Consider the following 21,469-nt stretch of genomic DNA (forward strand, 5'->3'; position numbering starts at 1 on the left):
TCAGTTTGAATTATTTTCAATTAAAATAATAAAAAAATAATCCAGCCCCAATTACTTTAACGCTCTTTAACGGCCTGTGGATGTAGCTTAACAAACTTTTTCCCGATATTTTAAATTATTGGGAAGCTGAAGTCTTTTGTTGAATAAGCAAAATAGCATCATCTACATTGCGTAGCTTCTCCATGTCCTCATTCTTAAACTCTATATTGAAAACATCCTCAATATCCAAAATTATATCAACTAGATGTGCCGAATTTATATTCAACTCACGGGTTAAATCACTTTCCCGGTTAATCTCATTGGCCGAAACATCATCGGGCAAATATGTTATTATGATGGGTTCAAGAAGTGCGAAAATTTCTTCCGAATTCATGGGTCTTAAATTTTTTTAAAGATAACACATGCGTTCACATCACCAAAACCAAAGCTGGCCTTGACAATGGTTTGTAACGAAGTTTTTTGCATTTTCAACGAAATTTTTTCCGAAGAGATCAAAGAAGCTATTTTTGGGTGCAGATTTTCACGATTCACATTCGGAAAAACAAAGCCTTCATGCAACTGGAGAATTGCCGAAACAATCTCAACACTGCCACTTGCCGATAAACAATGGCCCGTCATTCCCTTGAGGGAATTTATATAAGGAAAATCCTTCCCCTTTCGGCCTAGGGCGTGGGTCCAATTCTCAATTTCATCGGGATCTTTTATGGTAGCGGTAAGATGGCCATTTATATAATCAATTTCTGAGGCGGCTGTATTGGAAACTTTCAGAGCATCCTTTATGCATTTCTGGATTGCGGAACTGTTGGGGGCCGTCATACTGCCACCATTTCTCTGTCCCCCGTTGTTTATTGCCCCTCCAAGTATCTCGGCATAGATGGTGGCACCACGTTCCTGCGCACTTTCCAAGGACTCCAAAACAAAGGCCCCGGCGCCGCTGCCTGGCACAAAGCCGCTGGCATCTGCACTCATTGGGCCAGCAACTTCATTGGGCGCATCGTTATATTTATAGGTGGTAACTTTCATGGCATCAAAACCACCCCAAATATACGGGCCCGAATCGCTAGTACTGCCACAAAGCATATACTTGGCCTTGCCCGCGGCAATATGCTCATAGCCCATTAGCAACGCCTCTGTCCCTGTCGCACAGGCCGAAGAGTTGGCAGTGACCATATTTCCGGCTCCAATTAATCCGCCAAGATAGGCGCTTACCCCGCTCGTCATTGTTTGTACTACCGATGTACTCCCCAATCTACGCACATTACCGTCATCTATTTTATGGATTGCCTCCCGGAATTTATCCACTCCACTAATACCGGTGCCGAAAATTATCCCCAGATCCCAAAGTGCCTCTTCCTCGGGCAAGGCCGGTTTGATTCCGGCATCCTTAAGAGCATCCATCCCCGCAATAACCCCGTATAAAATACCGCTGCTGTTAAAATTACGCAGTTGAAGGTCTGTAAGGTATTCGCGTTTTTTTTCTTCGAAAATTTTCGGGGCTGCACCCAATTGGCAGGAAAAGTTAAGATCGCGCAACTCCGGCAAAAACTCAATGCCGGAAATGCCTTTCTTAATGGCATCCGAAAATGCCGAAATACCCACCCCATTAGGCGCAACAATTCCGAGTCCGGTAATTACAACGCGTTTTTTCATATTAAATCCTTATTCACAATCATTCCGCTTATCGTGCCTTTGGCTACTATTTCGTCTTTGCTATTAACCATCTTTACCTTGCATTTCAGTTTATTGAACCGAAAGTATATTTTTTCTGAAATTACCGCTACTTTTTCACCGGGAAAAACCGGACAATGAAAATCAATTTCGGTACTGCTTAGGGCAACGTTTATTTTTTCTAAAGAAATTTCATCCCTTAAAAGATAAATCCCAAAACAAACCAACCCAATTTGTGCCATACATTCCGTTAAAATGACGCCCGGGGTTATGGGATTGTTCTTGAAATGGCCTTTATAAAAATATAAATCCGTGCTAAAAATATAGGTTCCGACAATGCTCTCTTCTGAAACCGAAAGCAATTCATCTACGAACAGAAAAGGTTCGGTATATGGAAGCTTGTCTATAATTTTGGTGTAATCCATTGGCTTTATTTTATCTCAAACTTTCACCCCCATCCACTTTCAGAATGCTGCCATTTATCCAATCGGCTTCATTTCTGCAGAGCAAATAGACCGCATTCGCCACATCTTCGGGTGTGGTAAGTCTGTTTTGCGGATTGCGAAGCCCGGCCATTTCAGCTAACTTTTCACTCTCCGGAATAGCTAAAAATGAATCAGTTTCGGTAGTTCCCGCTTGAATGCAATTGGTTGTGATATTTAAGGGTGCCAACTCAATTGCCATATTTCGCATCAATGCTTCCAAAATCGATTTTGCTGCAGAAACCGCCGCATATCCTGGCCAGACCCTAGAATTGCCTTCACTGGTAAAGGCAATATTTCGCCCCGCTGAAGCAAAAACATCATGGGCGATCAATGTCTGGGTCCATTCATACCAACTGGTTGCCATGGCGTGAATGGTAATATCAAAATCTTGTTTGGTCAATATGTCTTCTCCTTCAGAGGCGTACATCTTTTTTAAACTTCCCTTTGCAATGCTGTGGAGTAACAATTTGACGCTTTGTTTGGGAAGTTCCATTATGATTTCGTCTCTAACGTTTTCTTTTAAGGCATCCTTATTGAAGGTTTTTACGGTCACGCCAAAAGATTGCATCTGTTTTACAGTTGCCTCAAAACTTTCTAAATTGCTTTTCCGGTCGCGATGTACTATGCAGATATTCATTCCCTCGGAAGCGAGTTTTTTTGCTGTGGCAAGGCCCAAGCCACTACTGCCTCCAAGTATCAATGCCCATTGGTTCTTAAATTCTGCCATCATTAAAATTTCAATAATACCCGCTGTGCCGAAAATCCGGGGCCGAAGCTCAGCATCAGCCCCAAGTCGCCCTCGCCTGGATTTTGGTCCATAAACCGCTCGAGTACATATAATACGGTTGCGCTGCTCATATTACCGTACAATTTAAGTACTTCCTTTGTATCGTCTATATTTTTGCCGAGACTTCCGAACAGATCTTCAACGGTTTCCACTATTTTCCTGCCTCCCGGATGAAATATTAAATGGTCGATGTCCTCTATTTTCAGGTTATTCTTCGCTAAAAACGGATGTATGATTGCTGGAAAATGCTCCGCAATTTTTTCGGGAACAGATTTATCGAGTATCATCTGTAGCCCAGTATTTACCAATTTAAAACCCATCATATTTGTAGCGTCATAAAAATGGTACATTTCCTCTGCTAGGATTTCGGGGCCGTTGTCTTCTTCATTTGAAGACATTAAAACGCAGGCGGCACCATCACCAAAAATAGCGGCACTCACAATATTCACCATAGAAAAATCCTCTAGTTGAAAGGTGGCTGTGGGAGCTTCCAAAGCAATTACCGCAGCTCGCTTGCCGGGATTGGCCTTTAAAAAATTATTGGCGTAAATAATTCCCGAAATCCCAGCCGCACAGCCCATTTCCGTTACCGGTAGCCTCACAATGTCCTGCTTCATTTTCAGTTCATTTATCAAGTATGCATCTACGGAAGGAATCATAATGCCCGTACAACTTACAGTAATTATAAAATCTATGTCGGTAGGTTTCCAATTTGCCTTCTCCAATGCGTTTTGCAGACATTGTTTACCCAGCTTTGTAATCTCGCGTACGTAAATATCATTGCGTTCCTCAAAACTCGTGTTGGTAAAAACTTCCACGGGATCCATAATGGAGTACCGTTTATCTACCCCCGCGCCTTCAAAAATCTTGATTACTTTTCGTTGAAAACGGCTTTCCTGCTCTTGCATCCATTGCTTTACAAACGGAATTACTTCTTCCGTTTTTCTGCTGTATTGCGGCAGTTGTTTTGCGACAGTGGTTATTTTTACATTCATGTGTTCTTTTTGAGTATCCACTGGTAACGGTAAGCCCAGCGCCAGTTGATTTCACTCTTTTGATTTGGGATCTTTATTGAAATATTATTTAATTCATCTTTTTTAAAACCCCGGGCAATGGAAACCAATCCATCATGTCTTGCCGTTTCGGTTTTTAAAAAAAAGGTGCTTACAATCTTAAAAAGTTGAAATGCATTTCTATTTCGGTGTAAATCGTTTATTACTATTCCAATGGTTACTTTAGGAACAAGGTTCATCAATAATTCTTCAATCTGCTTATTATTGAAATGGTGCAAAAACAAAGTACACACTGCAATATCGCAATTTGGAATTAAATTTTCCTCCAAAAAAACATCAACTTTTCTAAATTCAATATTCGCATAGTTTTTGCTCTGCGTTTTCGCATATTCCAAGATGTTGGAATTGAAATCGATCCCGATACATTCAAAGTGAAAATTATTTCGTTTCCCGTAATCTGCGCATTTCCGAAGCAATTCGCCATCGCCACATCCTATATCCAGGATGGTCAGCTTCCTGTCCTTAGGATGATTCCGCAGTAGATAGTCCATTCCCTTGACGGTTATTCTGTTGCCACCCAGCCATTTATTGACTGTTTTAAGGTCATTCAGAAGCCGTTCCATTTCCTTCCCCTGAAAATCCATTGAGTCCATTATTTCCGATTGCTCAGATCTCTTTTTATTGCTGAAGTATATCATATTTGTGGACTCCCATGGGTTTTTTCAATGAGGGCTGGAACCAAGGATGGAAATGTTTTTACCATAGCAAATCCAACTTTTGAAGCAAACGGGTGCATTAAAATTTGCTGTATATATCTTCCGGTCTTCAATCTCGAGTCAAATTCATTGTGCCACTGGCTTGCGTAGCGTTTCTCCATCAATGCTCTGTCATAATTTTTCGTCTTAAATAACTTAAGAAACATTTCAGAAAAAAGTTGGGCGCTCCTTATAGCCATTGCCATCCCATTTCCGCACAGCGGATGTATGAGCCCAGCGCTGTCGCCCACCATAAATATATGGTTTTCCACGGGTTTCTTTTTCCGAAAGGATATTTGACTGATTGCTAAAGGTTTATTAAAGAGTGGTTTTGCTGTGTTGAAGAATTCATCCAGAAATGGATTTTTTGAAAGTTCCTGCTTTTGAAAAGTTTCAATATCCCCATATTTCTTAAAAGACTTTAACGTTGCCAAATAACAGGCGTTTACAGCGCCAGTTTCTGTTTTGCTAAGCCCGCAGTAGCCGCCATTAAAATTGTGAAGTGCCACGCTATCACTCGGAAAATCATATTCATAATGAGCCTTAACGCCTAGCCATGGCGAATTCTTTTGCATAAATTTTCTGTTCAAAAAAGTATCAATATTTGATCTTTTACCGAAGGCGCCCACTACAAAATCTGCAAGCAGGGCGGTTTTCTTTTGGGTAGTAACACGAAATTGATTTTCTTCAAAAATTACTTTTTCAACCGTGTCGAACAATACTTTTGCTTTATTTTTTAACGCTTCAAAAAGCATATTATCAAAAGTATAGCGGCTTATTCCAAAACCGCCGAGTGGCAAGTGGGCTGTAATTGGGTTTCCATTTGTATCAGTAATTTCAAATTTTGAAATCTGCTTTGCTCCTACCGAGAATGGATCAATGCCAAGATATTGTAAATATGGCAAAACTTCGTTGCTAACGTACTCGCCACATACCTTGTGATTGGGATACTCATTTTTTTCTACCAGACACACCGAAATATTTTGCGATGCAAGATGCAAGGCTGTGGTAAGGCCAGCCAGTCCGCCGCCAATTATTATTACATCCCATTTTTGATAGCTGTCCATACTTCGTTTAAAACTAAAAAAAATCCCGTCCAAATATGGTACGGGATTTTAAAAATTTTAATTTATTTTTTATTCGCCTGCTTGGTTTTGGGCATCTTTCTTCATTTTCTCATTCGGAATGATGGCAAGGTTAACACGGCGGTTCTTTGCACGGCCTTCAGCTGTTGAGTTGTCTGCCACTGGAGCGGTTTCACCATACCAGTTAGTAGTAAACCTCGAAGGACTTAAGCCTTTATTTTGTGTAAAATAATTGGTAACGGCTTGTGCTCTATTTTTAGAGAGCGTCATATTCATTTCATCAGCCCCTACGCTATCGGTATGTCCCACAACCAAAACATTGGTGTCAGGATATTCCTTTAGGATATTTGCTAATTTATCCAAAGTAGCTTGCGACGCGGGATTGATATTATACTTTGCAGTGTCAAAATATACCCCGCTATTCTCGTCAAAAGTAACAACGATACCGTCATCAACTCTTTCTACTTGGGCACCGGGGATTTCCTGCTCAATTTTTTGGGCTTGTTTGTCCATTTTGGCACCAATAAGTACTCCGGCACCACCACCAACAACACCGCCGATTACGGCACCGAGTTCTCCGTTACCTCCTTTTCCAATATTGTTACCAAGTATTGCTCCAAGTACGGCCCCGCTGGTAGCACCAATTACGGCACCCTTCTGCTTGTTATTGGCATTTCGTGTAGCTTCACAACTTGTTAAGCTAATAACAAATGTAAATGCCAATGCAATTAATGCGGTTTGTTTAAAAAATGTCTTCATAAGATTTAGTCTTGAATTTTAGAAAAGTTCATATTTATTTTAAATGGTTTACCATCCAAATTAACCGTTTGTTCCCAACGCATAGACGAATCATTCAGCTGCGCTAGACGTAATCTGTAGCCGGCATTAGTTTCTGATTTGCCTTTGGCATTGGTTGGTTTCAATAGGAAATCGTACAGCCCTGAAGTTGGGTCAATTTCCTGAATGGTAAAAATGAAATTGCGTTCACCGGTAGGACAATTGGGATTGTCAACTGTATAATTACCAGTATTGTTATTCGGAATAAACCTCCAGGAACTTCCTTCAATACATTCTACGGAAGTATCATTGAATAAAGTTACATTATAGGTTCCCGAGGAATCATAAGTGATATTGTCCAAGGACCAATACCCTTTTATTACTTTTCGTGATTCTTGAACGGTCTTCGGTGTACCGCAAGCGAATGTTGTGGCTGCAATTACAGCCAGAATGAGGAATTTTTTCATAAAGTTTAAATTAGTTTTGAATTGTTTAAGTAGCGATTATCTTCTGAATAATCTTGAAAGTAATGATAGTACCAAAAGCACTAAGAAAATGTAAAAAATAATTTTTGCGATATCTGCGGCACCTTCTGCAATACCACCAAATCCAAAAATTGCTGCAATAATTGCAATAACTAGAAAAATAATGATCCAACGTAACATAATAAGTAGTTTTAATGATTAGTATGCTACTAAAGTAAATAACAATTTTAACGTTTCGACCGTCTTTATCTAAAGTTTAACAAGGAATGTTAAATTATTAGTAAGACAATAATTCCAATAGGTTTTCTTTAAATTTTTCTTTAGGAAGATAGCCAGATTCTAAATTTGCGGCAAAGGGAATTGGTGTTTCCAAACTCGCAACACGCTTAACGGGAGCGTCCAGATGCTCAAAACAATTTTCGGTGATCAAAGCCGAAATATCTGAAGCAATACCGCCAAACATTGAATCTTCTTGCAGGATGATAGCCTTGCCGGTCTTCTTCACAGATTTATAAATAGCTTCGGTGTCCAAAGGAACCAGCGTTCTTAAATCTATAAGGTCGGCTTTGATTTCCGGATTTTGCTCCAATGTTTCCAAAGCCCAATGTACGCCGGCTCCGTATGTTATAATTGTAACGTCCTTTCCTTCTTTTAAAAGAGATGCTTTTCCCAAAGGCAGTGTGTAATAATCCGTTGGCACATCTTGGCGAATACTTCTATACAATGCTTTGTGTTCAAAAAACATCACAGGATTGGGGTCTTCAATACTTGTAGCCAGCAGCCCTTTTGCGTCATACGGAAATGCGGGATATACAACTTTTAATCCGGGCGTGTGGGTGAACCAAGCTTCGTTAGTTTGGCTGTGGAAAGGCCCCGCTCCCACTCCTGCGCCACAGGGCATGCGCACAACCACATCTGCTTTTTCGTTCCAGCGGTAATGGCTCTTCGCGAGATAATTTATGATTGGGTTAAAGCCCGAAGTCACAAAATCGGCAAACTGCATTTCCACAACCGCTTTGTAGCCATTGATGGAAAGTCCCATTGCCGCAGAAACAATTGCAGATTCACAGATAGGTGTATTTCGAACTCGGTCTTTCCCAAATTGCTCCACAAAACCTTCGGTAATTTTAAAAACGCCCCCGTATTCCGCCACGTCCTGTCCCATTATAACCAGGTTATCATGCCGCTTCATGGATTGTTTTAATCCTTGGGAAATGGCATCGATCAAGCGAATATTTTCCTTAGCAGAATTCGCAGTAACTTCTTCATAATTAAACGGTTTGTAAACATCATTTAATTCGATTGTTTCATTGAATTCTATTTTTGGCTCCGCAAAGGCGATGTCGAGATTTTCATCTATTTCCCGTTTAAACTCCTCCCGAAATTGCTGTATTTTTTCTTCGGAAAGGACGCCTTCATTCAGCAGATAGGTTTCATAATTCAACAGCGGATCGCGCAAGCCCCACTCGTCAATTAAATTGGTCGAAACATATTTGGTACCGCTCGCCTCTTCATGACCGCGCATTCGGAAGGTTTTGAATTCCAAAAGAATCGGACGCGGATTAGTGCGCATACTTTCTACCAAGTCCTTTAATTTTGTGTAAACCTCCAAAATATTGTTCCCCTCAATTATATGGGCCTCCATTCCGTAGCCTTTTCCGCGGTCTGCAATATGCTCGCAATTGTATTGCTCGTTTGTAGGCGTGGAAAGACCATATCCATTATTTTCAACACAAAATAAAACTGGAAGTTGCCAAACAGAAGCTACATTCAGTGCCTCGTGAATATCACCTTCGCTTGTTCCGCCTTCTCCAGTAAATACTGCACAGACTTTATTGTTTCCCTTCAACTTATTAGCCAGTGCAATGCCATCGGCAACGCCAAACTGCGGCCCCAAATGCGAAATCATCCCCACAATGTGGAATTCCTGCGTGCCAAAGTGAAAACTTCTATCACGGCCTTTGGTAAATCCGTTTGCTTTTCCCTGCCATTGCGAAAACAAGCGGTGCAACGGAATGTCGCGCATTGTGAAAACAGCGAGGTTTCTATGCATTGGCAAAATATATTCATCTTTGTCCAACACCGCCGTGATTCCTACCGAAATAGCTTCCTGCCCTATGCCGCTGAACCATTTTGAAACCTTCCCCTGTCGAAGCAAAATCAGCATTTTTTCTTCTATCAGCCTCGGTTTCAACATGCCGCGGTATAATTTTAATAAGGTAGCGTCATCGAGGTCTTTTCGGTTATAGTCGAAGAAAATTTGGGTGGAGGTTTCTGGTTTCATCATAAAAAATTTGCAGTATCAAAAGTAGAAAAAAACCTATTGTAACAAGGATTATTAAAGAGAATATTTAGCTGCGGAAAAACTTTTACAATTTGGTATCTTTGTAGCCTAAATTTTAAATGCTATGAATAATATACCCAGCGTAGATTTGGCAGACTTCCTTTCCGAAGACCCAAAAAGGAAACAGAAATTTGTGGACCAAATAGGTTCTGCCTATGAAGATATAGGCTTTGTTTCGCTTAAGAACCATTTCCTCAGTGATAATTTGGTAGATGAACTTTATAAGGAGGTGAAAAGCTTTTTCGCGCTTCCGCTCGAAGTAAAGAAAAAATATGAAATTGAAGGCCTCGGTGGGCAGCGCGGGTATATATCCTTCGGAAAAGAACACGCAAAGGGCAAAAAGGAAGGCGATTTAAAGGAGTTCTGGCATTTTGGGCAGGAACCGACTGAGGACGCAAACCTTTCCGAAGAATATCCAAAAAACGTGCAGGTAAAGGAATTGCCGGATTTCAACCACACGGGCATGGAAGCATACCGAATGCTGGAAAAAACAGGCATATATGTTCTTCGTGCGCTGGCGCTTTATATTGGATTGGATGAGTTTTATTTTGACCATTGGGCCACGAACGGCAACAGTATTTTGCGCCCCATCCACTACCCTCCTATCACCGAAGAACCCAAAGGCGCCGTGCGAGCGGGAGCCCATGGCGATATCAATTTGATTACCTTGTTGATGGGCGCTTCCGCAGGTGGACTCCAAGTGTTGCGCAAAGACGGCGAATGGATTGACGCCATCCCTAATGAGGACGAGTTGGTTATAAATGTAGGCGATATGCTGGAAAGGCACACCAATAACAAATTGCGCTCCACCATTCACCGCGTTGTAAACCCACCGCGCGAAGAGTGGGACCAACCACGCTATTCCATCCCTTTCTTTATGCATCCGCGCAGCGATATGAAATTGAATTGTTTGCCAGAATGTATTGACGAAGAACACCCAAAAGCCTACGAAGATATTACCGCGGGCGAATTTCTGCACCAACGTTTGGTAGAGATTGGATTGATAAAAAAGTAAACAGTCGCAGTGGCAGTTTGCAGTTGAACCTGAAACCTGAAACCTGAAACATTGAATTCTTTAGAAGACCAATTAAAAAACCTATTTCCGGACCACGAACCAAAAGAAGTTCCTGAAACAATCGATGAACCTACAGTGTGGTTGCAGGACGAACCCTTGCTTTGCAAATATGAAAAGCGAAAAGGAAAACCAATAACAATAATAGAAGGTTATACGGGTGCTGATTTAGATTTTAAAACACTTGCGAAGGAATTGAAACAGTTTTTGGGCGTGGGCGGCAGTTTTAAAAATGAACAGATTATTATCCAAGGCGATTATCGGGATAAAATCATGCAGTTTTTAAAGGACAAGGGTTTTAAGGTGAAGCGTGTGGGCGGTTGAAAAAAGTTTACAGTCGCAGTGGCAGTTTGCAGTACCCACCATTTCTAAACCTTCTAACATTTAATCCTCTTAAGCGTGCAGGCTCATAAACTCTTAAAAATTTAAACAAATTGAAATCTCAAACTATACAACCCAGCGAACTCATTTTAACGCCCGAAGGCAAAATCTATCATTTAGACCTTGCTCCTTCCCAATTGGCGCCCACGATAATTACCGTTGGCGATCCGGGTCGCGTGGAAATGGTTTCAAAATATTTTGACACCGTTGAAACCACCGCCCAACATCGCGAATTTAAAACCCACACGGGCATTTATAAAGGAAAACGCATCAGTGTGATTTCCACGGGAATTGGGCCGGACAATATCGACATTGTCTTTAATGAACTGGACGCATTGGTGAATATAGATTTTAAAAAACGCCAAGTCAACAGAAAGCTCACTTCACTTGATATTATAAGAATTGGCACTTCCGGAGGCCTAACCCCTGAAATTGAAGTAGATAGTTTTGTGGTGAGTGCTTTGGGAATAGGATTGGATAACGTGATGCACTATTACGATAAAACCGATAAAATCTTCAATCGCGATTTTGCCCAGTCATTTATAGACCACACCCAATGGAATCCAGACAATTCAGTTCCCTATGCCGTGGAAGCCGATAAAACTCTGCTTAAAAAATTCACTTCCGATAGAACAATTCAGGGAATAACCATTACAAATGTTGGGTTTTACGGTCCCCAAGGCCGCGTACTTCGAGCAAAACTGAAGGATGAAAACCTTAACGAAAAACTGACCTCCTTCCGATATAAAAGGAAAAAAATAACCAATCTGGAAATGGAAACCGCCACAATGTACGGAATGGCGAAACTTTTGGGTCATCGCGCAGTTTCAATGAACGCTATCGTAGCCAATCGCACCTCGGGAAGCTTTAGTGAAAATGCCTCAAAAACCATCGATGCGCTTATTCAATATACTTTGGAAAAAATTGCGGAATGAAAAATTTTTTAATCGGCGGCGTGCCGGAACACTTTAACCTACCTTGGTATATTGCCCTTCGCGATAAGGAATTTCAAAAACGAGGAATCAACCTACGGTGGAAGGATTACCCCGGCGGCACCGGGGAAATGGCGCAAGCCTTGCGTGAAAAGGAGATAGATATGGCCGTTATCCTTACCGAAGGCATTGTGCGCGACATAATCAATGGAAACCCTTGCAAGATTGTGCAGGTTTTTGTGAAATCGCCGTTGCTTTGGGGAATTCACGTGGCCAATGCTTCCGAATACGAAGAAGTGAGCGATTTAAGAGGGACCGATGCGGCCATTAGCCGCTATGGTTCGGGCTCTCACTTAATGGCTTTCGTAAATGCGGAAAATCATAACTGGGATTTAAAGAATGATTTAAAATTTAAGGTAATCCAGGATTTGGATGGCGCCTTGGAAGGGCTACCAAAGGGAGACGGCGACTATTTTATGTGGGAAAAATTTATGACCAAGCCCTATGTGGACAGCGGTATTTTCCGATTGGTCGGTGAGTCCCCGACCCCATGGCCAAGTTTTGTAATAGCCGTTCGAAATGATGTTTTGGAGAAAGATGGCGAAAGCATAAAAGCTATCTTGGAAGTTATAAACGCTGTAACCGAGAATTTTAAAACCCTGCCAAACATTGATGAAATGATTGCCAAACGCTACGGCCAAAAAATCGAGGACGTGCGCGAATGGCTATCTTTAACCGAATGGAGCGACCGCCAGTTGACTTCAAAAGAGCTGGAAAATATTCAGCAAAAACTGATGGATTTGGATTTAATTGACGATAAAATACAGGAAGACAGCGTTTTATATCATTTCCAAATAAAATCTTAATATTTACGCAACCCTACCGAGCTAAGTGCATCTTGTTTATATAAAAACAACTATTATGACTACTTTCTTAATCGTTCTGGGGGCGTTATTAGTCACAAACTTTTTGCTATTGCAGTTTAGCTGCAACGACGCCACAGAACCCGAAACACCTGAAGAAGAATAGAAAATTTCTCCCCGTTTCTATTCTTTATTATTTATTTTTATATCTTATTGTTTATTCAGGCTTTCCCTTTTAAGGCTGCTGAGCGATGCCGAAGCACTACCAATTAATCGGAACCTCTCCCTTTTCCTTTAAAAATTCATTTGCCTTACTGAAGTGTTTGTTGCCAAACCAATAGCCTCTATTCGCGGCTAATGGCGATGGATGTCCACTAGTCAGCACCAGATGTTTTGAAGAATCAACCTTAGCCCCTTTCTTCTTTGCCGGCCCGCCCCAAAGCATAAAAACCAGACCTTCCCTTTCCGTTGAAAGTTTTTCGATTACGGCGTCCGTAAATTTTTCCCATCCCTTATTTTGATGGCTTCCCGCTTGGTGCGCCCGAACCGTCAACGTGGCATTTAAAAGCAAAACCCCTTGGTCCGCCCAGCGTTGCAAATTTCCGTTGTTCGGAATGGCCGTACCCACATCGGTCCGTATCTCTTCAAAAATATTTTTAAGCGAAGGCGGCATAGCTACTTCTTTGCCTACCGAAAAACATAGACCATGGGCTTGCCCCGGTCCGTGATATGGGTCCTGCCCTATTATCACAACTTTCACCTCATTAAAGGGAGTGTGGTTGAAGGCCGAAAAAATCTGCTTTCCAGGAGGAAAACACTTTGAAGACGCGTACTCATTCTTTACAAATTCGACCAAATTCTTGAAATAGGGTTTTTCGAACTCATCTTTTAAAATGGCTTTCCAACCCGGCTCAATTGTTACCTCCATTATTGTTACTTTTGTATGATTGCTGAAAAAGTAAAATTAATGGAAATAAAACGGAAAGCCCGTATTGACAGTAAAACTTTAGAGGATTTAGAATTTCCTGCCGTGCTTCGGCAAGTTGCTGAATTTTGTGTTACAGAGCCCGGAAAGGAAAGTGTACTTTCTATTTCTCCTTTTCAGGATTTTGATGAAATTGAGCCGGAACTGAAACGCGTAAAAGAATTCACGGCCTCTTTTGATGGAGAAAACCGCATCCCAAACCACGGGTTCGATCCAATTTTTAGAGAGCTGCGTTTGCTTGAAATTGAAAACAGCAGTTTGGAAATTTCGGGTTTCCGAAAAATTCTATCCATTTCTGAAACCACGCGGATTCTTCTGAAATTCTTTAAAAAATTTGAAGAGTTTTATATTCACTTGAATTCCTTTTCGGAAGAAGTAAATTACACTTCCATCATTTCTGAAGAAATAAACAAACGCGTTGACAAATACGGCGAAATAAAGGATGAGGCTTCCACCGAGCTTGGCACGATTCGCAGAAGATTGAATGTGGTAAAGGGAAAAATCAATTCCTCTTTCACAAAGGCTCTTTCACAATACGCACAGAGTGATTATTTGGATGAAATCCGCGAGTCTGTGGTTGAAAACCGTCGTGTGCTTGCCGTAAAAGCTATGCACCGCAAAAAAGTGAAAGGCGCCGTGTTGGGCAGTTCAAAGACGGGAAGCATTGTTTACATAGAACCGCAAGAAACGCTTGAATATGCCAACGAGCTCAGCAATTTAATTTACGAGGAAGACGAAGAAATAAAACGTATTCTAAAAGCGATGACGGAATTTGTGCGTCCACATGCATCGCTTTTGGCAAGCTATCAGGAATATTTGATAACGATGGACGTGCTTTACGCGAAAGCAAAATATGCTTTAAAAATAAACGGCGTGTTGCCCATTATCGTTTCGGAAAAAAAGATTTCATTAGTAAAGGCATATCATCCGCTATTGCTGGTTTCAAACAATAAAAGAAAAGAAAAAACATTTCCGCAGAGCATTGAATTGGTTCCGGAAAAACGCATCATTGTAATCTCCGGACCCAACGCCGGCGGGAAAAGTATCACATTAAAAACCGTTGGGCTTTTGCAGGTGATGCTACAAAGCGGGCTTTTGATTTCTGCTGTGCCGCAAAGCGAAATGTGTTTTTTCAAAAGAATTCTCACAGATATTGGCGACAATCAATCCATCGAAAACCACCTCAGCACCTATAGTTACCGTTTAAAAAAAATGAACCAATTTCTGAAAAAGTGCAACTACAAAACGCTTTTTCTTATTGATGAATTTGGAACGGGCAGTGACCCGGAACTCGGCGGGGCTTTGGCAGAAACATTCTTGGAGGTTTTTTACGAACGGGAAGCTTTCGGGATAATCACCACACATTACACCAATTTAAAATTATTGGCGAATGAACTGCCCCACGCCATCAATGCAAATATGCAGTTCGATAATAAATCGCTGGAGCCGTTGTACCAGTTGCACTTGGGCGAAGCGGGAAGCAGCTATACCTTTGAGGTTGCGCAGAAAAACGGTATTCCGTACAGTTTGATAAACAAGGCGAAAAAGAAGATTGAGCGTGGCAAAGTGCGTTTTGATAAAACCATTGCCAATCTTCAAAAAGAGCGGTCAAACCTTCGGAAGACTTCGGAATCTTTAAAAACCGAAGAACAAAAGGCACGGATTGAAAGCAAACAATTGGAAGAAGTGAATGCCCGTGTACAGGAAAAACTGGAAAGCTATCAGGAATTGTTTGACGCTAACCAAAAACTCATCAGTCTGGGAAAAAAGGTTGATGTGCTTTCTGAGAAATATTTCAACAACAAGCAGAAAAAGCAATTGATTGACGAGTTGATGAAACTTGTGATGATTGAAAACAGCAAACGCAAAAAGCTGGCGCCCAAAGTCAAAAAAGCCGTAAAAGCCAAGGAAAAGAAAGTGATACAGGAAGTTGAAAAAAAGGTGGAAGTAATCCGGGAACGCAAAAAAGAAGAAAAAGAAAAAGCCAAAAAGCTGCCACCGCCAAAACCGAAAGTTACCCTAAAAATTGGCGACAGAGTACGAATGATTGATGGTCGCGCCATCGGCACGATTGATACCATTGAAAAAAATAAGGCCATTGTGAATTATGGAATGTTTACAACGAATGTTAGTTTGGAAGAACTTGAAAAAGTCTGAAAAAAGTTTTCAGTTTTCAGTCGCAGTTTTCAGTGAAACTGCTAACTGAGACTGCGACTGAATACTATTTATGAAAAGTAAAGACCACAAAATAATCCTCTTCGACGGCGTTTGCAATCTCTGCAACGGCGCTGTTACTTTTATAATCAAGCGGGACAAAAAGGATGTTTTTAAATTTGCAGCGCTTCAAAGTGAAATTGGGCGTGAGTTGACTTCAAAATTCAATATAGATACTTCAAAAGTAGATTCCATCATTCTTATTGATGGCGAAAAACATTACGAAAAATCCTCGGCGGCGCTTCGTATAGCCAAATACCTTTCGGGCGCCTATCCCCTACTTTTTGGATTTATGGTTGTGCCAAAATTCATCAGAAATGCAGTCTATGATTACATTGCCAAAAACCGCTATAAATGGTTCGGGAAAAAGGAAAGTTGTATGATTCCCACTGCGGAACTGAAATCAAAATTTCTATAATACAAATTGCCCATTCCAAAATTTTACACTTCGGTTAACGATAAGTTAACGGTTCGTTTTATTTCCTTAACTTTTCATCTAAACAATATTTTTACGCCATGCAATTGAAGTTTAAAGGCTTAGTCGCCATTTCAATTTTTACCCTGATCGCGCTTATTGGCATTCAGGGATATCTTATTTATAATACCTACGAGCTCAAAAAGAAAACTTACACTATTGATGCCCGTAACGCGATTGCCAAGGTGTACAACACCAAGGAGTTGGACTCCATAATGTGGTTGTACCGGACAGATTTTCTTGAAAACCTGAGAGCATATGAAAAGGGTGAGTTAAAAGAAAAAGATTTACTCTTAAACCTTCGGGAAAAAACTATAGAAATCAACCCGGGTTTTCTGCAACTTTTTAATCAAGGATTGGCAAAGGAGAAAGAGAATTATAATGTAAAGATTAAAAAGGTACTCACTTCAGTAACACTTACAGATTCTTTGGGAAACAAAAAGGAAATTTATAATCCTGAAGACAATGATACAATAATCCTTTTGGGAGAAAATTTTGCACAAAATGACGGACTTCTCATCAATAACAGTACGTGGCAGGACGATCAAAGCCCTATAAAGCTCAATTTTCAGTCCAGTATTTTTATGAACATTTCAGATTGGGATGCTATCATGCTGGAAGAACTTTCAGGTTTGCTCATTTTATCGAGCCTACTATTTCTTTTCGTAGTGAGCCTTCTATATTATTCCATCCAAAATTTGATGAAACAAAAACGTTTGGCTGAAATAAAGACCGATTTCATCAACAACATCACCCACGAATTAAAAACGCCCCTCTCTACCCTTTCGCTGGCCACCAAAACCCTTACCAGTGAGCACGCAAAAGGAAACACGGAAATCGTGGACGGCGCGGTACAGGTTATAGATAGGCAGAACACAAGGCTTCAAAAATTGATAGACCAGGTTTTGCAGAGCAGTTTAGGGTATCAGCAAATCCAACTTTCAAAGGAAAGTTTCAATGGGAGCATCTTTATGAATGAACTGTTGGACGATTATATGCTCACCATTCCCGCTTCGGAAATTACCCTAAACCGAAATATTGAAAGCACCGGAATTCCTTTGGAAGCCGATAAATTTTATTTGAGCACTGCCATTATCAATATACTCAACAACGCCATAAAATACGGGGGAACCGAGCTTTCCGTCCATTATGGGATAGACAAGGAGGATTCTTCACATTTTATAAGAATCAAGGATAACGGCATCGGTATTTCACCTAAATACCAACGCTTCATTTTTGAAAAATTTTACCGCATCAGCGAAAAGGACACCCACAATTATAAAGGACTTGGATTGGGCTTATACTATACAAAACAAATAATTGCGGCACACGGCGGTGGCATTTCGGTAGCAAGCGACGCGAATAAAGGTTCAATATTCACCATTAAAATTCCATTGGTATGAAATGTCCATTAACAGATTGTAAACCAAACGAAGATGTAAATCTGGACATTCCATCTTCCTATTTCTCAAATATTTTATACAGATGAAAAATATACTCTTAGCAGAAGACGATATAGATTTGGGCACCATGCTGAAGCAGTATTTGGAGCTGAACAAGTTTCAAGTGGTTTGGGCCAAAGATGGAAGTGAGGGGCTTGAGCGTTTTCAAAATGGAAGTTTTGACCTCTGCATTCTGGATGTAATGATGCCCGTAATGGATGGTTTTTCCTTGGCGGATAAAATTATTGAAATCAACCCAGAAATACCCTTTCTGTTTCTCACTGCCAGAAAAACAAAGGAAGACCGCATAAAAGGATTGTAACTGGGAGCCGATGATTATATCGTGAAACCGTTTGAGGCCGAGGAACTTATTCTTCGTATAAAAAATATTATGGCCCGTGCAGCGCAGCAACATACGGAGCGCGAGGACTTGCCAAAGGACGGCACCATCAAAATTGGAAAATATAATTTTGACCCTGCCAAGCTCGAATTGCGCCTCGCCGGAAACACCCAAAAAATAACCGACAAGGAAGCGCGGCTTCTCTATTATCTCTATTATCTCTATTCAAACAGAAATCAACTCATCAAGCGCGAAGATATTCTTCAGCACGTATGGCACAAAACCGATTTTTTCTCCAGAAGAAGTATGGATGTGTTCGTAACACGTGTGCGCAAAAGGCTTCAGGACGATCCCAACATAAGCATAGACAGTGTTCGCGGGATTGGTATGAAATTCAAAATAAAAACGCAGAAATAATTAGTAACTAAAACAATTTGAAAATGAAAACAATTACAAAAACGGTGCTTTTGCTGTCGCTACTGCTCGTGGGGGCAGCCACAACGGCACAGGAGTATTTTGGAACAACCACTTTTGGCGACGGCTCCATTGACTTTGCCTATCGTTCGGCCATGGACAGCCAGGGCAATGTTTATGCATCAGGTATTTACTCGGGAACCATCACTATTGGCAATTCGGTGACCTGGGCTGGAGGAAATGCTGATGGTTTTTTGGCGAAATATGACAACGACGGAAACCCCGTGTGGGTAAAAAGTTTTGGAGGTCCAGCAGATGATGTGGCCGTAGATGTGGCAGTGGACAGTAACGACAATCTATATATAACAGGCTATTTTCAAGGTAGAGCCGCCATGGCCTTTGATGCCGATCCGGGACCGGGCGTGTTTTTATTGGAACAATTATCGCCCTTTTTGAGCCGTGATTGCTTCATCATAAAACTGGATAGCAATGGCGATTTTGTTTGGGCAAAGCAGGTGAGCAATCCTGCGGGCGCAAACGTAAACGAAGATTCCAAATCCATAGAGGTTGACAGTGCCGGAAACGTTTATATTGGCGGAAGTTTTGTATATGCCGATTTTGACCCGGACCCAAATACTTCTTTTGAATTATTTTCAACAAATGGAGGCTCCTCTCCCGATGGATTTTTGTTGAAATTGGACACCGATGGAAATTTTGTGTGGGTAAAAACCTTTGGTTCTACCGGGATTGTAGATGTAGTTGATATGGAATTTGATGCCAATGAAGATATCCTAATCGGTGGAAGATTCCGAAATACGGTTGATTTAGATCCAAATGCCGGAACTTCAACCTTTACCTCAAACGGAGCCGATGATCTTTTTATGGCAAAACTTTCTTCGGATGGCGATTATATCTGGGGTCAAGCGTTTGGTGGCTCTGGTTTGGACGTTTTCAAATCCATTCACGATCTGCCCTCTGGAGTTTATGTGGAAGGAATGTTCTCTGGCACGGTCGATTTAGACCCTACGGCCGGTACTAACACCCAAGTTTCAAACGGCCCTTGGGATGCATTTTTGAGCAAGTTTGATACGGATGGGAATTATAGTTTTAGCTACGTTTTGGGTGGAGAAACCACAGATCTGGAACATTTTTACGATTTAACCGAAGGCTTCAACGGAAATCTTTTCGCGACGGGTTCTTTCAACGGCACCACAGATTTCGATAATAGTGCTGCGGAAGCCCTAACCACTTCAGACGGAAAAACCGATAATTTCCTATTGGAAATAACCCCCGCCGGGGAATATGTAAACCATTGGACCACTGGCGGCGACAATACCGAGGATGTGCCACAGGTGCATTTCAACAATAGCAACCAGATTTTAACTATGGGCTCCTTCCGCAGCTCCTCCGTTGATTTTAATCCATTTGTGGGAGAGGATATCCAAAACGTAGTCGGATTTTATGACGGATATTTTTCGCGCTACAATCTTTACAATAACGGAAACGACAATTGCAGCGACGCAATAGCCGTGGCCTGTGGCGACACAATTACGGACGAAACCATTAACGATACCGATTCCGGAGGAAATCCTGCTAACGATGAATTTTATTCTTTTACTGGCAACGGCACTTCACAATTTGTAACTCTTTCCCTTTGTGCGGGTACCGACTTTGATACCGTAATTAGGATTTTTGAGGATTGCACCCTTGCCAATGAAATTGCGATGAACGACGATAGTTGCGGCGTTCAGTCAGAACTTACTTTCCTTTCCGATGGCACTTCTACCTATTATATTATGGTTGAAGGCTTTGGCTCCAACAATGGCAACTTTACCTTGGCGGTAAGCTGTGAGGACCTTGCAATTAACGATGAATGCGAAAACGCCTTGCCGATAGCTTGTGGCGAAACCGTTACCGGAACAACTGCCAATGCCACTTTCGATGCCTCTGCCCCAGCCTGTGGCGGTGTTGATATTACCGGGCCTGGCGTTTGGTATGAGTTTACCGATAACAGTGGTTTGGTTACAGATTATACCATTTCACTTTGCAACGGCACGGATTACGACAGTAAATTGACTGTTTATTCGGGAACTTGCGGCGCTTTAGTTTGCGAAACCGCTAACGATGATGCTTGCGGACTTCAGTCTGAAGTTTCTTTCCAAAGTGATGGAAACACAACTTATTATATTTTGGTTCACGGTTTCTTAAACGCTACCGGAAACTTCACCCTAAATGTGGACTGTGCTCCAGTGCCACCACCAAATGATATGATAGCCAATGCCATTGATGTGGATCAAGTTGGTTTTCCATATACCGATCCGGCCGTAGCGATGCCAGCAGCAACAACGGAAAACGGAAATCCTTCGGATTGCGATTTAACCGGTGCCAATGGCGTTTGGTATAAATTTACCACCAATGTTGCAGGAAATGCGGAGGCCACCATCGTTTCCCCAGCGGGGGCGAGCTCGGTAACTTTTTACACCGCAGCCGATGAAAATGCCTCGGAAACCGATTTGACCTTGGTGCCACAAAACACTAACCAATGCGGTCCGGGAACTTCGGCTTCCATTTTCACCTTGGCAAATCAAATCTATTATGTGTTTGTATTGAACACTGACGGAATAACTGATATAACTATTGATGCAACCGTACTTGGAACTGATGACAATACTATTGAAGGCTTCAGTTATTATCCAAATCCAACAACTGGCGTGCTCAATCTAAAGGCACAGGCTACCATTGAAGAAGTGACTATATTAAATATGTTGGGCCAAAAAGTGCTTGAATTGAAAAACACTTCAAATGCGATGGAACTGAATGTATCCAACCTTGCTGCGGGAACTTATATTATGAAAGTTTCCGTAAACGGAGAAGTTGGCACGTTTAAGATTGTTAAGAACTAATTATTTTTCATAATTAGATTTAGTTGATAAGGCAGGCTCCGAATTTTTT

22 protein-coding genes are annotated in these 21,469 nt (G+C 41.4%); 10 read left to right on the forward strand and 12 right to left on the reverse strand.

Going from position 1 to position 21,469, the window contains the following annotated elements:
- Positions 1–115: 115 nt before the first annotated feature.
- The 11 genes from MB09_RS10480 to MB09_RS10530 all read right to left on the reverse strand — a co-directional run bounded on the left by MB09_RS10480 (position 116) and on the right by MB09_RS10530 (position 9,342).
- The gene (locus tag MB09_RS10480) at positions 116–373 is read right to left on the reverse strand and encodes an acyl carrier protein (RefSeq protein ID WP_045080879.1); all 258 of its coding nucleotides are present in this window, start codon (positions 371–373) and stop codon (positions 116–118) included.
- Between the two features lie 5 nt (positions 374–378).
- Entirely contained in the window at positions 379–1,650 is a 1,272-nt protein-coding gene (locus MB09_RS10485; protein WP_045080880.1) for a beta-ketoacyl-[acyl-carrier-protein] synthase family protein, read from the reverse strand.
- Positions 1,647–2,093 carry a 3-hydroxyacyl-ACP dehydratase FabZ family protein gene (locus MB09_RS10490; protein WP_045080881.1) on the reverse strand — a complete coding sequence of 149 codons (447 nt, stop codon included), beginning with the start codon at positions 2,091–2,093 and terminating at the stop codon, positions 1,647–1,649. Before MB09_RS10490 ends, MB09_RS10485 begins: the two co-directional genes overlap by 4 nt.
- A gap of 10 nt (positions 2,094–2,103) precedes the next feature.
- Positions 2,104–2,883 (reverse strand): SDR family NAD(P)-dependent oxidoreductase, encoded by a 780-nt coding sequence (locus tag MB09_RS10495; RefSeq protein WP_045080882.1) that lies wholly within the window; start codon positions 2,881–2,883, stop codon positions 2,104–2,106.
- Positions 2,883–3,935, reverse strand: a complete 1,053-nt coding sequence (locus MB09_RS10500) for a type III polyketide synthase (protein ID WP_045080883.1) — start codon at positions 3,933–3,935, stop codon at positions 2,883–2,885. The genes MB09_RS10495 and MB09_RS10500 overlap by 1 nt, the downstream gene beginning before the upstream one ends.
- Positions 3,932–4,606 (reverse strand): methyltransferase domain-containing protein, encoded by a 675-nt coding sequence (locus MB09_RS10505; protein ID WP_165586699.1) that lies wholly within the window; start codon positions 4,604–4,606, stop codon positions 3,932–3,934. The genes MB09_RS10500 and MB09_RS10505 overlap by 4 nt, the downstream gene beginning before the upstream one ends.
- Positions 4,607–4,647: 41 nt before the next feature.
- Complete coding sequence (locus tag MB09_RS10510) at positions 4,648–5,775, reverse strand: NAD(P)/FAD-dependent oxidoreductase (protein ID WP_045080885.1); 1,128 nt, start codon at positions 5,773–5,775, stop codon at positions 4,648–4,650.
- 69 nt (positions 5,776–5,844) lie between these two features.
- The gene (locus tag MB09_RS10515) at positions 5,845–6,552 is read right to left on the reverse strand and encodes an OmpA family protein (protein ID WP_045080886.1); all 708 of its coding nucleotides are present in this window, start codon (positions 6,550–6,552) and stop codon (positions 5,845–5,847) included.
- Positions 6,553–6,557: 5 nt separating this feature from the next.
- The gene (locus MB09_RS10520) at positions 6,558–7,037 is read right to left on the reverse strand and encodes a lipocalin family protein (RefSeq protein WP_045080887.1); all 480 of its coding nucleotides are present in this window, start codon (positions 7,035–7,037) and stop codon (positions 6,558–6,560) included.
- 36 nt (positions 7,038–7,073) lie between these two features.
- Positions 7,074–7,235, reverse strand: coding sequence for a DUF1328 family protein (locus tag MB09_RS15765; RefSeq protein ID WP_045080888.1), 162 nt, complete (start codon positions 7,233–7,235; stop codon positions 7,074–7,076).
- A gap of 97 nt (positions 7,236–7,332) precedes the next feature.
- The gene (locus MB09_RS10530) at positions 7,333–9,342 is read right to left on the reverse strand and encodes an alpha-ketoacid dehydrogenase subunit alpha/beta (protein ID WP_045080889.1); all 2,010 of its coding nucleotides are present in this window, start codon (positions 9,340–9,342) and stop codon (positions 7,333–7,335) included.
- 121 nt (positions 9,343–9,463) lie between these two features.
- Between MB09_RS10530 and MB09_RS10535 the strand changes: the two genes are divergently transcribed.
- The 4 genes from MB09_RS10535 to MB09_RS10550 all read left to right on the forward strand — a co-directional run bounded on the left by MB09_RS10535 (position 9,464) and on the right by MB09_RS10550 (position 12,650).
- Complete coding sequence (locus MB09_RS10535) at positions 9,464–10,414, forward strand: isopenicillin N synthase family dioxygenase (protein ID WP_045080890.1); 951 nt, start codon at positions 9,464–9,466, stop codon at positions 10,412–10,414.
- Between the two features lie 51 nt (positions 10,415–10,465).
- Positions 10,466–10,795: a translation initiation factor gene (locus MB09_RS10540; protein ID WP_045080891.1), complete on the forward strand. Its 330-nt coding sequence runs from the start codon at positions 10,466–10,468 to the stop codon at positions 10,793–10,795.
- Positions 10,796–10,905: 110 nt separating this feature from the next.
- Complete coding sequence (locus MB09_RS10545; protein WP_045080892.1) at positions 10,906–11,787, forward strand: nucleoside phosphorylase; 882 nt, start codon at positions 10,906–10,908, stop codon at positions 11,785–11,787.
- Positions 11,784–12,650: a substrate-binding domain-containing protein gene (locus MB09_RS10550; protein ID WP_045080893.1), complete on the forward strand. Its 867-nt coding sequence runs from the start codon at positions 11,784–11,786 to the stop codon at positions 12,648–12,650. The genes MB09_RS10545 and MB09_RS10550 overlap by 4 nt, the downstream gene beginning before the upstream one ends.
- 259 nt (positions 12,651–12,909) lie before the next feature.
- Here MB09_RS10550 and ung read toward each other — a convergent pair whose 3' ends face one another.
- Entirely contained in the window at positions 12,910–13,575 is a 666-nt protein-coding gene (gene ung / locus MB09_RS10555; protein WP_045080894.1) for a uracil-DNA glycosylase, read from the reverse strand.
- A 39-nt stretch (positions 13,576–13,614) separates the two neighbouring features.
- Here ung and MB09_RS10560 point away from each other — a divergent pair, with 39 nt between their 5' ends.
- From MB09_RS10560 to MB09_RS10580, 6 genes are all read left to right on the forward strand, one after another.
- Positions 13,615–15,789, forward strand: coding sequence for an endonuclease MutS2 (locus tag MB09_RS10560; RefSeq protein ID WP_045080993.1), 2,175 nt, complete (start codon positions 13,615–13,617; stop codon positions 15,787–15,789).
- 70 nt (positions 15,790–15,859) lie between these two features.
- Positions 15,860–16,264, forward strand: coding sequence for a thiol-disulfide oxidoreductase DCC family protein (locus tag MB09_RS10565; RefSeq protein WP_045080895.1), 405 nt, complete (start codon positions 15,860–15,862; stop codon positions 16,262–16,264).
- Positions 16,265–16,362: 98 nt separating this feature from the next.
- On the forward strand, positions 16,363–17,724 hold the full coding sequence (locus MB09_RS10570; protein ID WP_045080896.1) for a sensor histidine kinase: 1,362 nt from the start codon (positions 16,363–16,365) through the stop codon (positions 17,722–17,724).
- 82 nt (positions 17,725–17,806) lie between these two features.
- Complete coding sequence (locus tag MB09_RS16585; RefSeq protein ID WP_317619482.1) at positions 17,807–18,085, forward strand: response regulator; 279 nt, start codon at positions 17,807–17,809, stop codon at positions 18,083–18,085.
- A 21-nt stretch (positions 18,086–18,106) separates the two neighbouring features.
- Entirely contained in the window at positions 18,107–18,520 is a 414-nt protein-coding gene (locus MB09_RS16590; RefSeq protein WP_317619483.1) for a response regulator transcription factor, read from the forward strand.
- 23 nt (positions 18,521–18,543) lie between these two features.
- The gene (locus MB09_RS10580) at positions 18,544–21,420 is read left to right on the forward strand and encodes a T9SS type A sorting domain-containing protein (RefSeq protein ID WP_045080897.1); all 2,877 of its coding nucleotides are present in this window, start codon (positions 18,544–18,546) and stop codon (positions 21,418–21,420) included.
- The last annotated feature ends 49 nt before the right edge of the window (positions 21,421–21,469 follow it).

The organism is Aequorivita vladivostokensis (assembly GCF_000952855.1).
Lineage (GTDB): Bacteria > Bacteroidota > Bacteroidia > Flavobacteriales > Flavobacteriaceae > Aequorivita > Aequorivita vladivostokensis.